General features: G+C 60.6%; 9 protein-coding genes and 1 tRNA gene. 6 read left to right on the forward strand and 4 right to left on the reverse strand.

Annotated features, from left to right (window positions below; genetic code table 11):
- Window positions 1-37: 37 nt before the first annotated feature.
- The 3 genes from HMPREF2682_RS05140 to HMPREF2682_RS05150 form a co-directional block, all read right to left on the reverse strand.
- The gene (locus tag HMPREF2682_RS05140; protein ID WP_070831966.1) at window positions 38-1,213 is read right to left on the reverse strand and encodes an NUDIX hydrolase; all 1,176 of its coding nucleotides are present in this window, start codon (window positions 1,211-1,213) and stop codon (window positions 38-40) included.
- Window positions 1,206-1,688, reverse strand: coding sequence for a RidA family protein (locus HMPREF2682_RS05145; protein WP_070831969.1), 483 nt, complete (start codon window positions 1,686-1,688; stop codon window positions 1,206-1,208). The genes HMPREF2682_RS05140 and HMPREF2682_RS05145 overlap by 8 nt, the downstream gene beginning before the upstream one ends.
- Window positions 1,689-1,874: 186 nt before the next feature.
- Window positions 1,875-2,078 (reverse strand): DUF4177 domain-containing protein, encoded by a 204-nt coding sequence (locus HMPREF2682_RS05150; RefSeq protein ID WP_005504647.1) that lies wholly within the window; start codon window positions 2,076-2,078, stop codon window positions 1,875-1,877.
- A gap of 165 nt (window positions 2,079-2,243) precedes the next feature.
- On the opposite strand from HMPREF2682_RS05150, the gene HMPREF2682_RS05155 reads away from it, so the two are divergent.
- The 5 genes from HMPREF2682_RS05155 to HMPREF2682_RS05175 all read left to right on the forward strand — a co-directional run bounded on the left by HMPREF2682_RS05155 (window position 2,244) and on the right by HMPREF2682_RS05175 (window position 9,529).
- Window positions 2,244-4,388: a transglycosylase domain-containing protein gene (locus HMPREF2682_RS05155; protein WP_070831972.1), complete on the forward strand. Its 2,145-nt coding sequence runs from the start codon at window positions 2,244-2,246 to the stop codon at window positions 4,386-4,388.
- Between the two features lie 40 nt (window positions 4,389-4,428).
- The gene (locus HMPREF2682_RS05160; protein WP_070831975.1) at window positions 4,429-5,448 is read left to right on the forward strand and encodes a metallophosphoesterase; all 1,020 of its coding nucleotides are present in this window, start codon (window positions 4,429-4,431) and stop codon (window positions 5,446-5,448) included.
- Entirely contained in the window at window positions 5,448-7,484 is a 2,037-nt protein-coding gene (locus tag HMPREF2682_RS05165; protein WP_070831978.1) for an ABC transporter ATP-binding protein, read from the forward strand. The genes HMPREF2682_RS05160 and HMPREF2682_RS05165 overlap by 1 nt, the downstream gene beginning before the upstream one ends.
- Window positions 7,484-9,346: an ABC transporter ATP-binding protein gene (locus tag HMPREF2682_RS05170; RefSeq protein WP_070831981.1), complete on the forward strand. Its 1,863-nt coding sequence runs from the start codon at window positions 7,484-7,486 to the stop codon at window positions 9,344-9,346. The genes HMPREF2682_RS05165 and HMPREF2682_RS05170 overlap by 1 nt, the downstream gene beginning before the upstream one ends.
- Before the next feature lie 109 nt (window positions 9,347-9,455).
- Window positions 9,456-9,529, forward strand: a tRNA-Pro gene (locus HMPREF2682_RS05175).
- Window positions 9,530-9,694: 165 nt separating this feature from the next.
- On the opposite strand, the gene HMPREF2682_RS05180 is transcribed toward HMPREF2682_RS05175, so the two are convergent.
- On the reverse strand, window positions 9,695-10,828 hold the full coding sequence (locus HMPREF2682_RS05180) for a hypothetical protein (RefSeq protein ID WP_070831984.1): 1,134 nt from the start codon (window positions 10,826-10,828) through the stop codon (window positions 9,695-9,697).
- 329 nt (window positions 10,829-11,157) lie between these two features.
- Here HMPREF2682_RS05180 and HMPREF2682_RS05185 point away from each other — a divergent pair, with 329 nt between their 5' ends.
- The gene (locus tag HMPREF2682_RS05185) at window positions 11,158-12,627 is read left to right on the forward strand and encodes a cation:proton antiporter (protein ID WP_070831987.1); all 1,470 of its coding nucleotides are present in this window, start codon (window positions 11,158-11,160) and stop codon (window positions 12,625-12,627) included.
- The last annotated feature ends 251 nt before the right edge of the window (window positions 12,628-12,878 follow it).

Below are 12,878 nucleotides of genomic sequence, written 5' to 3' on the forward strand. Positions count from 1 at the left end.
ACGCTTCACTCATGAGCGAGCGGATGCGGCACACCCGTTAGAGCACGCCCATCGCGCCGGTGTACATGGATCCGGTCGTCGCAGGGACCACCTCGGTGAAGGAGAGCATGCACGCGCCGTTGTGGGTCACGAGCACGGGCTTCTTCACCTCAATCTTGCGGCGCTTGGACAGCCACGCCACGGAGGTCTGTGCCTTCGCCAGCGACTCGAGCATGCACATCACGCCGGGGGTGATGAGCTGATCGAGGGTACGACCCACCGTATTGGACTGGCCGATACGGTCACCGAGTTCGCTGGTGTCCTTGGCTTCGAGCAGTTCACGCACGTTCAGCCAGTCGCCCCACACGCCCTTACCGAGTAGCAGCTTCGGGTCCTGGCCTACGGGTAGCGCCGTGGTGAAGTAGGCAATGTCGTAACGCTTGAGGAAGAAGTCCGGGGATTGCCAACGCGCCACGGGGCGCAGCAGGTCGGCGCGCACGCTCAAACCGCTGGAGGTCAGGAAGTCTGAGAAGCTCTTGTCCTGCGCCGCAACCGCTTCGCGCCAGCTCATGAGCTCGGGAGTGCTAGAGCGCTCCACCACATCCTGGTCGTCCTCACCGGCAAGTAGGATGCCGGTCTCTTCAAAGGACTCACGGATGGCAGCCATGACGCTGCGGCGTGCCTGAGTTACGTCAGAGAAGTGGAACTGTTCTTCCCAGTATTCGGCGCCGGGGCCGACCCAGGAGGCCGCCTCATCATCACCGGGAAGAGCCGTACCACCGGGGAACGCGACCACGCCCAGCGGAGAGGTGCCGGGGCGGTAGGTCAGAATCGTTTCGAGGCCGTTGTCGCCGTCGCGCACAAAAATGACGGATGCCGCCTGGCGCATCGTACAGCCGGTCGCACCTTCGTTACCGCCTTCACGCCAACTTTCGGCTGCGGTGCGCATGAACTCGGGAATCGTGTAGAGACGCTGAATGCAGGAGGTTCGCGGGTTAGCCGCAGACTGGCGGCCGGTAAACATGCGGGGGCGTTCCACGCCTTCAGCCGGGGTGGGGGTGCCGAAGCGGCGTTCCTGCACCGGCAGGGGCAGAGTCTTGATATCCTGCGATTCGCCGGATCCGTGACCGTCGATACCGTTCACCGTCTTTTGGGCGCCACTTTGTGCTGCCCGTTGAGCCTGGGCAGCACGAATAGCAGACAGCGGCAGCGCGCCGGTGTACAGATTAGACATACTCAACGATAATCTCGACCTCTACGGGCGAATCGAGGGGAAGAACGGGAACACCCACGGCGGAGCGGGCGTGCTGGCCTGCCTCGCCGAAGATTTCGCCGAGCAGTTCGGATGCGCCGTTAATGACGGCGGGCTGAGCGGTGAAGTTCACCTCGGATGCCACGAAGCCAACAACCTTCACGACGCGCTGCACGCGGTCCAGGTCGCCAATGACGGACTTGACCGCTGCCAGGGCGTTGAGCAGGCTGATACCCGCGTACTTCTTCGCATCCTCGGGGGTCACGAAGCCTTCAGCGCCGGAGTCGGACACCTTACCGGTTTCGGGCAGGGCGCCGTCAACGAAGGGCAGCTGGCCGGAGGTGTACACGTAGGAGCCGGAGGTCACCGCGGGAACGTAGGCGGCAACGGGGGCGGGTGCTACGGGCAGTTCGTAACCGAGTTCGCGGATACGTGCTTCAATACGGGATTCAGTCATGATTACTCCAGAAGGATGGCGGGTGCTGGCACCCAAACGGTGATAGGGGAAATGCCGCAAATCTAAACGCTACTGATATTCAGGCAGCAGTTAAACGGCTAACCGGCGGCCTTCCTCATCTATTCCCGCGCTCCCCTAGTTAAAGGGAGAGCCGAGATAGCGAGGTGACCGCCGGGTACGCTGCTCTTAGTCAGCCTTCTCGCGCTTAAAGTAGGCGATAGGGTTGCCCTGAGTCGGAGCGACCATGTTCGACGCGGGGGTTGCACCGGCAGGTGCGGAAGCACCGGGCAGCACGGTGACGAGCTCCCAGCCGTCTTCACCCCAGTTGTCGAGGATAGCCTTGGTCGTGTGGATCATCAGCGGTACAGTTGCGTATTCCCATTTCTTCATACCCTCTAGCCTAGCTTTCAGGGTCGAATAAGTAAAAGGGATTCACTATGGTTTCGGTCAATGTCCGCGGCTTTTGAGGCTTTATTCTTAGGGCGGAGAAGTTCACCTCCCTGTGGGGTGCCGAGACGGGCTTCTTCTCACAGTTTCATGGGATAAACTGAATGAATGGCTTCATCTAAGAAAACCCGTGCGCGTCGCCGCCCGGGAGATTTTTTGCAGTTCCTCGCGTTCAGCGTGATTGCCGGTTTCCTCGCGGCAATTATTGTCGTACCCCCGGCAGTGAGTGCCGGTATGGTCGCGAACGCGTCGATGTCATGGTTCCAGGACCTTCCTGACGACATTGCCGATGGCATCTCCTCCCGTCCTTCTACTATTTACGCTGCTGACGGCAAGACCGAAATCGCGACCTTCTTCGAAGAGAACCGCGACCCGGTCAAGCTGGATCAGATTTCGCAGAACATGAAGGATGCTATCGTCTCGGTGGAGGATCGCGACTTCTACAAGCACGGTGCGGTCTCCGCTATCGGTATTGGTCGTGCGTTCCTGAACAACATCATTAACTCCGGTAGCGGCCGCCGTCAGGGTGCATCCACCCTGACCCAGCAGTACGTCAACAACCTCATCGTTGATGCCGCTGTGGCTCGCGGTGAGGGCGCTACCGCAACCCTGAACGGTAACAAGACCTACGCCGCAAAGATTCGCGAGATGAAGCTTGCGATTTCTATGGAGCAGAACAAGTCCAAGGACGAAATCCTTGAAGGCTACCTGAACATCGTGAACCTCGGTGGTTCGAACTACGGTGTTGAGGCTGCTGCACAGTACTACTGGGGTATTTCCGCTAAGGACCTGAACGTGGCTCAGTCCGCGCTCCTTGCAGGTCTGGTGCAGGCACCGAACGTGTACGACCCGACCGTGAACCCCGAACTCGCCCGTGAACGCCGCGACATCGTTCTGGGCACCATGCTCCGCGACGGCAAGATTACCGACAAGGAATACAGCGACGCCATCGCCAGCGACATTAAGCTCAACGTCCACCCCAAGTCCCAGGGCTGCTCCCTGGCGGGCGACAAGGCGTTCTTCTGCCGCTACGTGGTCAACTACCTGTTGCAGGACGAGTCCCTCGGCGCAACCGCTGAGCTGCGTAACACCGCGATTAAGCGTGGCGGCCTGAAGGTTGTCACCACCCTGAACCCCGAAGCTCAGACCGCGGCAAAGCAGGCAGTTGACTCCACCCAGCCGGCAGCAACCAACTGGAACGACGTGAACTCCGCACTGACCAGTGTTGAGCCCGGCACCGGCCGCGTCATCGCCATGGCTCAGAACACCGAGCTCGGCACCCCTGCTGACGCGAACGACCACTCGAAGACCGAGTACAACTACAACGTTGATGCCGCATACGGCGGTACCAGCGGCTTCCAGCCTGGCTCGACCTTCAAGCCGATTATTCTGGCTCAGTGGCTCCGAACCGGCCGCGGCGCAAACGGCACCGTGAACGGCACCCAGCTGTTCTGGCCCACCAGCTTCGGCTGGAACGCCAAGTGCTACGACGGCGGCAAATACTACTACACCGGTCAGGCGAACGGCTGGTCCTACAAGAACGCAGTCAACGGCGGTCTGACCTACGGTACCGCTGCGTACGGTATTCGCCAGTCGTTGAACTCGTATCTGTACGGCATGCTCTCCCAGATTGACCTGTGCGATGTGCACGACCTGTCCATCAAGATGCACGCACTGGACGGCACCGGCGAGCCGTTGCACAGCATCCCCGACCTGGGTACCAACATTGGTGGTACCAAGTACGGTATTTCCCCGCTGACCAGCGCATCCATGTACGCTATCTTCGCTTCTGAGGGTAAGTACTGCACCCCCCGCCCGGTCGATAAGATCACCAAGACCAACGGTGAGACCCTCAAGGAATACCAGAACCAGTGCGAGCAGGTTCTTGAGCCGGACATCGCAAACGGTGTCAGCTGGGTTCTGAAGGGCGTTATCCAGCCTGGCGGTTCCGCATCCCAGCGTGGCATTGGCCTGCCGAACGGTTCGGCTGCGAAGACCGGTACGAACGATAACTCCTCCCAGACCTGGCAGGTTGGCTACACTCGTGGCCTGTCCACCGCGTCTTGGGTTGGTTCGAACAACCTCGGCTTCCGCTCCCTGAACGGTGTGGGCATTAACGGTCGAGTCCTCGAGTACGTCGATGGTGCAACCTACGCGGGTGCACAGTGGCAGTCGTTCATGAAGACGATGGCCCCGAAGTACGACACGAAGGACTTCACCACCCCCAGCGATAAGGTTCTGTCGTACAGCTAGAATCACAGCTCATCAGCTGAAGCCTGAAAGGCGATTGATAATGTGTGAAAACGCAGTCAACGCCCGCGTCCCCGTGGCGGTCCCCGGCGCACGCGGCTCCTCCCCGCTCCTGAAGAAGGTTGCGGGGGCGGTAGCCGCCACTGCAGCCTTGGGGGCCGCCACGGCGGCGTATGGGCACTTTATTGAGCTGAATAATTTTCAGCTCCGCACCGAGTCCCTACCGGTGCTGCCCGCCGGTAGCCCCGACTTCAGGATTCTGCACATTTCGGATATGCACATGATTCCGGGCCAGCAGAAGAAGATTGACTTCATGCACTCGCTGGCTGCCCTGGAGCCGGATCTGGTGATGAACACGGGCGATAACCTCTCCCACGTGGACGGTATGGGTCCGCTGCTGGAGGCTCTCGACCCGCTCATGGACTTCCCCGGTGTGTTTGTGCCCGGCTCGAATTGCTATTTCGCACCCGTCTTCAAGAACCCGGCACGCTACCTGTGGCAGCCGCGCACCCCGCAGATGATTGAGGAGGGCTCGCGCGTAGCACTGCCCATTGAGCGGATGCACGAGGCGTTCGAGTCGCGCGGCTGGACGGGCCTGATCAATCGCTACGACACCCTGAACCTCAAGGGTCTGCGTCTGGAGTTCTCCGGTGTGGATGACCCGCACCTGCGCTACGATGAGCACCCCGGTTTCGCCCCCGGTGCCTTCGATGAGGATGAGGAGCCGAGCATTCGTATTGGCGTGGCGCACGCCCCCTACATGCGTACCCTGTACCGTTTCGTACAGGATGGCGCACAGGCTATTTTTGCCGGCCATACGCACGGCGGTCAGGTCTGCCTGCCCGGCGGTCACGCCCTGGTCAGTAACTGCGATTTGCCGCCTTCGCGTGCGAAGGGTGTGAGCGAGCAGTCCGGTGTTCCGGTGCAGGTTTCTGCCGGTTTGGGTACCTCTCGTTTTGCTCCGGTGCGTCTGTTCTGCCCGCCGGAGGCGATTCTGGTGACCCTTACGGCTCGCGATAAGGAGCAGCCTACCGCCGCCGCTTCGGCAGGTGGTCGCCGCTAATGTCTGAGGCCTCTACAGCACACGAGACTAAGCGCCGCCGCAACCCCTTCCTGGAGACCGCGAGCGAGCCGACCCCCGACCCGATTGACTACGCGCACGGTCAGCGTGCTCCGCGCACCCTGGCGGCTTATGCGCGTCCGATTCGTGTGCGTTGGGGTGTGGGTCTGCTCGTGGCGTTCGGCGCCGGTGCCCTTGAGATTGCCATCCCGCAGATGCTGCAGATTATCGTGGATCATCTCTCGCAGAGCACCACTGAAAGCGCCATCTGGATTGCCGGCGGCCTGGTGCTTCTGCTGGGTATTGCGCACGCCTCCTTCATGTATTGGAGGCGCTGGCTGATTGTGGACCCGACCTCCACGATTGAGCTGTCCATGCGCATGAACTTCTTTGACCGCCTGCTCAGCGCCCCGCTTTCTCTGCTGGACCGTTGGCCCTCCGGTCAGTTGCTGACCCGCTCCATGAGCGATTTGGGCACGATTCGCCGTTGGTTGTCCTTCGGTATTGTGCAGCTACTGACTATTGTGGTGATGTTCCTGGTCGGCGGCTTCTTCATGCTGCGTTCTTCGCCGACCCTGGCGCTGGTGTTCGTGGTGACCGTGCCGATTCTGGTGCTGTCGCTGGTGAACTTTACCCGCAAGTACTACCGTGCCTCGCATGAGATTCAGCAGATGACGGGCGACCTCTCCACCCGCATTGAGGAGTCGGTGCGCGGCATCCGCGTGATTAAGGCGCTGGGCCGCTCCCCCGAGCAGATTCAGGAATACTCCGAGTCCGTGGATGCCCTGCAGGTACGCGAGTACGGCAGGTCGATGCTGGTGGCTCGCGTTGCCCTGTATCAAGGTCTGATTGTGGGTGTCTCCACGGCGGTGGCTCTGGCTGTGGGCGCTTCGCAGGTTGCGGCGGGCACCTTGAGCCTGGGCGCGATGACCGCCTACTTTGCGGTGCAGACGACCGTGCTCAGCCACGTGACGCGCTCGACCGCGCTGATGTCTGCCTATTTGAGCTATAAGGTGGCGCTCGAACGCCACAACGAGGTCATGGACGAGCCTGGCTTTGAGGCGGTGCCGCTGGTCCGTGGCTCCGGGGCTGTGTCTGGGCCCGAGCATCCGCAGAGTGCTTCTGATTCGTCAACAGTAGCTGGAGAGTCCGCCGAGGGCGGCTCCGGGAAGGAAACTATGCAGTACCCCAGCGGTGGCGCAGTATCTGTCGCTTTCGATCACGTTCAGTTCAGCTACGACGCTGCCGAGGCGCCTGCCGCTGTTCCTGCAGAGGCTACCGGTGCAGACTCTGAGGTGAAGGCACCCGAGGTGTCCGTGCTGAAGGACGTGAACTTCAAGGTCTTCCCCGGCGAGATTCTGGCGCTGGTCGGTGCAACCGGTAGCGGTAAGTCCACCGTGCTCTCGCTGGTTCCGCGTTTCTACGAGCCGACCTCCGGTTCCCTGCGTTTTGGCACCCGCGATACCGCCGACATGTCTATTGAGGAGGTCCGAGCCCAGACCGCGTTCGTCTTTGAGGAGGCGGTGCTCTTCTCCGGCACGGTCCGCGAGAATGTGCTGATGGGCGTTGCCGAGCAGTACGAGCGCGGCACCGAGGATGAGGACTACCCGAGCCAGGAAGAGCTGGAGGCGACCCTTCAGACCGCGCTGCAGCTGGCTGCGTGCGATTTCGTGGCGGAGCTTCCGCAGGGTCTGGATACCGTCATTGGTGAGGAAGGCATGAACCTGTCCGGTGGTCAGCGTCAGCGCCTGTCCTTGGCGCGTGCCCTAGCGAAGCGCCCCTCCGTGCTACTGCTGGATGACCCGTTCTCGGCGCTGGATGTGAGCACCGAGGAGCGCATTATTACCGGCCTGCGTGAGGGTCTGGAGGGCCTGGGCGGTGCCACTACCCTGCTGACGGCGCATCGCCCCTCCACGGTGGCTCTGGCTGACCGCGTGCTGCTGATGGTTGATGGTGCCGTGGTGGCTGAGGGTACTCACGCTGAGCTGATGGATTCTTCGGAGCAGTACCGCCAGCTGATGACGATGGAGGAGGGCTAATGGCCCATCATCGTCCGGCGGAGCCGCGGGAGCAGATGACCCCGCAGGAGCGCGCGGAAACCCGTGAACGCTCGATGGCTCTGCTGCGTCAGATGTTGCGCCCGCATCGTGGGGCGTTGGCGCTGTCGATTATTTCGGTGCTTTTGGTGTCGGGGTCTTCGGCGATTGCGCCGATTCTGATTGCCCGCGTCCTGGATAGTTCGATTGAGCCGCTCAAGCAGGGTGATGCTTCTGTCCTGCTGACCCTGCTGGTGTTTTTTGTGGCGGCTACGGCGGTGACCGCGATTTTCTCGTGGGTTAACGTGGCGTACACGGTGCGTGTGTCGCTGGGTGTGGTGGTGTACCTGCGTAAGCGGGTGTTCCGTCACGCGCAGTCGCTGAGCGTGTCGTTCCATGAGCGGTACACTTCGGGCAAGGTCATTTCGCGTTTGACCAGCGATATTGATACGGTCCGTAGCTTCTTGGACAGCGGCATTAGCCAGCTGGCGATTACTCTGCTGTCCATGGTGATTTCTGCGGTCGCTATTTTCCTGCTGGATTGGCGTATTGGCCTGTTCATGCTGGTCATGGGCGTGCCGATTTACTTTTTGACGCGCTGGTTCCAGAAGACGGCTGTACCGGTTTTTCGCACAATGCGTACCGAGTCTGCACATCTGACGAGCCGCTTTGTGGAGACTTTTACGGGTATCCGTGCGGTGAAGGCTTTTGGTGCGGAGGCGCAGATGCGCACTGAGTACGCCCAGGCGTCGGAGCGTTACCGCCTGGCGGTGATGGATTCGATTAAGATTTTCGGCATCTACTCGCCCGTGCTGATGCTTTTGGGCAATGTGTTTATTGCCGGTGCGCTGGTACTGGGTGGTTACGCGGTGCTGGGCGGCACCATGCAGATCGGTACCCTGCTGGCACTGGTGATTTACGCGAACCGTGTGTTTGAGCCGGTCATGCAGCTCTCTGAGTTCTACAACATGTTCCAGTCGGCGATGTCCGCGTTGGAGAAGCTCTCGTCGTTCTTGGCTGAGGAGCCGGAGGTTGCTGAGCCGGAGCATCCGCATGAGCGCGCCGTGGAGTCTGCTGACGGTACCGCTGAGGGCGTATCCGGCAAGGTTCAGGGTGCGCTGGTTGAGCTGGATTCGGCGGTCTTTGGGTACACGTCGGACCGTCACGCGCTGAAGGAGACAACCCTGCGCATTGAGCCGGGTACGACCGTTGCGCTGGTCGGTGCTACGGGTGCCGGTAAGTCGACTATCGCTAAGCTGGTGGCTCGTTTTTACGATGTTTCGTCCGGTCAGGTGCGTATTGACGGTGTGGATGTTCGCCAGCTGGCGGACGTGCAGCTGCGCCGTGAGGTGCTCATGCTGACCCAGGAGGTGTTCCTGTTCTCCGCGTCGATTCTGGAGAATATCCGCATGGGTAACCCGCAGGCGACCGATGAGCAGGTGAAGGCTGCCGCTAAGGCGGTGGGCGCTGACGCGTTCATTGAGCGTCTGCGTGACGGCTACGAGTCGCGTCTGGGTCGCGGCGGCATTACCCTGTCGGCGGGTCAGCGTCAGCTGGTGTCCTTTGCTCGCGTGTTCTTGGCTAATCCGCGGGTGCTGATTCTGGATGAGGCGACGGCTTCGCTGGATATTCCGAGTGAGCGTGCGGTTCAGGCGGCGCTGCGTACCGTGTTGGCGGGGCGTACGGCGCTGGTGATTGCGCATCGCCTCTCGACGGTTTTGGGCGCTGATCGCGTGCTGGTGATTCATGAGGGCTCCGTGGTGGAGGATGGCTCCCCGCAGCAGCTGATTGCCTCCGGCGGTCGTTTTGCGGCAATGTACGCCTCGTGGGATGAGCTGAATCAGGTTCAGGAGGCTGACGCTTAGGCGCTTCTGAGCCGCCCCAACATCCGGTGGCGTGCCGCTGTGTTGCGTTCTGAATTTTTTTGGGTTATCCTAGGTGAGTTGCCTACGGTATTCGCTGATAGGTCAACATCGGGATGTGGCGCAGCTTGGTAGCGCGCGTCGTTCGGGACGACGAGGTCGCAGGTTCAAATCCTGTCATCCCGACAACTAGCCCCGGTCCGCTGGACCGGGGCTTTGTCGTACCCACAGTATTTTTGTCGCAGTATTTCTGCCACAGTATTTTTGGTGCAGAGCTTGAGTGTATAAAAGCGACCCCTTCCCCGCGCAGAAACGCAGGTAAGGGGTCGCTTGTACGTTATACGGCCGTATTTAGCCGCGCCCGGAGATAAGGGCGAGAATCGCCTCCAGGGGGCCGCGTCCGGCTACGGAGCGCGCCATGCGCGACCAGAGGGTGCAGAAGCCCAGGGCGATGACGGCGCCGAGCAGCAGGAAGGCGCTCCAGTACACGGCGGTGCCCCAGCCTCCGGTTGCCACGTAGTGCTCGCCGACGGTGAATGCTTTGATGGTGGGGCCGGCGTAGATGATGATTCCGCTCAGAACAATGGAGGCGCTCAGCGACATCTGGCCCAGGCGAGCAACGGGGGTGAGCATTCCCGCCTGCGCGGAGAGCAGGCGCGCGCATTCAGCCCAGAAGTAGATGGTTGCAGCCAGGTTCAGGGTCAGTAGTACCTGCGGGCTGTTGAGGAAGCCCAGCTCGGTGTAGGGGTTGAAGGTGCGGTACACGGCGAGCGCCAGTACGGCGAGTACGACGGGGATTGCGAGCTTTGCCTGCAGGTTGTCGTAGAGACGAACGAGCACGATGCCCAGGCACATGACCCAGATGAGCTGAGCGCTTTGGGCGTGGTTGACGCCGTGGCTTGCGAGGAAGGGCAGCTGCACGGCGGTCCACGCATCAGCCTGGGCGGCTACGTCCATGAGCAGGGTGTAGGTCCAGGTGATAAAGGGGCTGGTGAGCACCGCAAGCGCTGCGACTGCCCAGAGGGGCAGGTGCACGACGAATAGGGTCAGCAGGGTGAGTAGTGCCAGGTGCACGAGCATGTCGAAGGGCAGGGAGTAGGAGAAGCCCTGAGCGGGTACGGTCACGCCGGTTTGCGGCAGGTAGGTGATGCCCTGCATGAGCGCCACGCCCAGCAGTAGTAGTGCGAGGAATCGCACGATGGTTCCGGCGAAGAGCTGCGGGAAGTTTGCGGTGCGTGCGTACCGCCAGGCGGCTACGCCGAGAATTGCGGCGAAGAGCGGTTCAGCCGGCACGAGGGTCTGCGGAATCCAGAATTTCCAGGACACCGGGATCAGCTGTAGCCAGTATCCGAAGGGGATGAGCAGGCTGAGCACGGCGAAGGCGCGGGCGAGGTCGAGCCCGAGGTCGCGTCGGGTGCCTCCGAGGGAGGCGGCACGTGCCCCGCTGCTGACGGTGGGGATGGGTTGTGTGCGCCCTGCTGCCATGTCCTCGCTCCTTGTAGTGCCGTGTTTGAGAGTCTGTGTGCCGCTTCCGGTGGTGTGTGCCGGATGCGCTGGCATAGGTGTTAAGTGTAACGGTGGAAGCTGTGTCTGGTCCGGCGGTGGCGCGGAGGTTTTGCTCTCATGCCGCTTCTCTGCCGGCTGTTGACCGGTGCCTTTCGCCCTTGGTGAGTGCTGTTCAAGTGTGTTTATGTGGGGGTAGGTGTGTACCATTGGTACGTTCTTAAAGGTGGGGTAATCCAGCGGGCGCATGTTTTTGCCCCGTTTACTGTCTCAAACGCGCCCCACCTGCACATACACCACGTTGAGGTTTTATGTTTTCGACTTTCTCCCCTCTTTTTCTGACGGATTGGGGAACTTCCGGTGCTCTTCTTGCCTCGGGTACGACCCTCTCGGAAGGATCGAGCCACGATAGCGGCCAGTTTGTGTCCATTTTCTGGATTACCCTGGTTGCGTTGCTGTCCCCGATTCTTTCGCGTCTGACGGGTAAGAAGATTCCGGATGTGGTCTTCCTGCTCATTTTTGGTCTGCTCATTGGCCCAAATATGTTCAACCTTGCCAGCAGTGAGGGCGGTATCCCGCTGCTGAAGGAGCTTGGTCTGGGCATGCTCTTTTTGATTGCGGGCTTTGAGATTAATGTGTCGTCCCTGCGTAGCCGTCAGGGGTATAGCGCTATTGCCACGTGGTTTGTGTGTTTTGCCTTGGGTATGGCGGGTGCGGCGGTGATTACGTCGTTCTCGCGTGAGCTGAATACGTATGTTGCGGTGGGTGTGGCGCTGAGTTCTACGGCTCTGGGTACGCTGCTGCCGATGTTGAAGTCTCATGGCGCCGCCGGTACGCCGGTGGGTAATGCGGTGCTGGTGCACGGCGCTGTGGGTGAGCTTCTGCCGATTTTCGCTATTTCGCTGCTGCTGTCGTCGCGTTCGCCGGGCATGGCGTTTGTGGTGCTGCTGGCGTTCATGGTGGTTGCGGTGATTACGGCACTGATTCCCCACCGCTTGTTTGCGCATGTGCCGGGTCTGCGCCAGATTATGGCTGCGGAGGCGAATACGACCGGCCAGACGGTTCTGCGTCTTGCGATGTTCCTGCTGGCGACCCTGATTATGTGCACCGCGCTCTTTGATTTGGATGCGGTGCTGGGTGCGTTTGCGGCGGGTCTGATTCTGCGTACTCTGACTCCTCCGGCGGCTCTGCATATGATGACTCGCCGCCTTGAGGTGGTTGGTTTTACGTTCATGATTCCGTTGTTCTTCGTGGTCAGCGGTATGGGCATTGACGTGTCTGCGGTGTTTGCGAATCCTCTGGGTCTGCTTGCCGTGGTGGTGGGCATTCTGCTGTGCCGCGGTGTTCCGGTTCTTTTGGCGGAGCATTTCTTCGATACCCGTTCGGGCCTGACCACGCGTGCGCAGAAGGCGCAGTTGGCTCTGTATTCGGCTGCGGGTCTGCCGATTATTGTGGCGGTGACGGAGGTTGCGACCAGTTCGGATCTTTTGGAGGAGTCCACGGCGTCGCTGCTGGTGGCTGGTGGCGCGCTGACGGTTCTGTTGTTCCCGCTGTGGGCATTGGGTATTCGTCAGGCATTTGGTTCTGGTCAGCCGGTTCAGCAGGAGCCGAGCCGTAAGGAGCAGATGAATGCGTTGAAGGCTCAGCGTAATGCTCAGACGAAGCTGACCACGGGCATGATTCCGGTGGTTCGTTTGAAGTCCCAGTCTGATTCTGAGCCCCAGTCTAATTCGGAGGCTCAGCCCGGCTCTGCGAAGACTACTGGTTCTGCGGAGAAGTAGCTGCGGCGACGCCGGATTGCGCTTCGGTCCTTCAAGATTGGGTTGATGAACCGGTTTGAGCGGGGGTCCCGCTTACAGTCACCCCAACCTTATGTGGGTTTAGCTTTACAAAACCACACAATACCAGGCAGATAAGACCCTGCAAACCAACATGCATCCCACATATATGATCAAAACCCACCGCATCCTCTCTTGAGGCTGCGGTGGGCTTTTTACATCCAAATAACCTTATAAACCGCGGGAAGATGAGA

The sequence above is a fragment of the Rothia sp. HMSC061D12 genome (assembly GCF_001836735.1).
In the GTDB taxonomy this organism is placed as follows: domain Bacteria; phylum Actinomycetota; class Actinomycetes; order Actinomycetales; family Micrococcaceae; genus Rothia.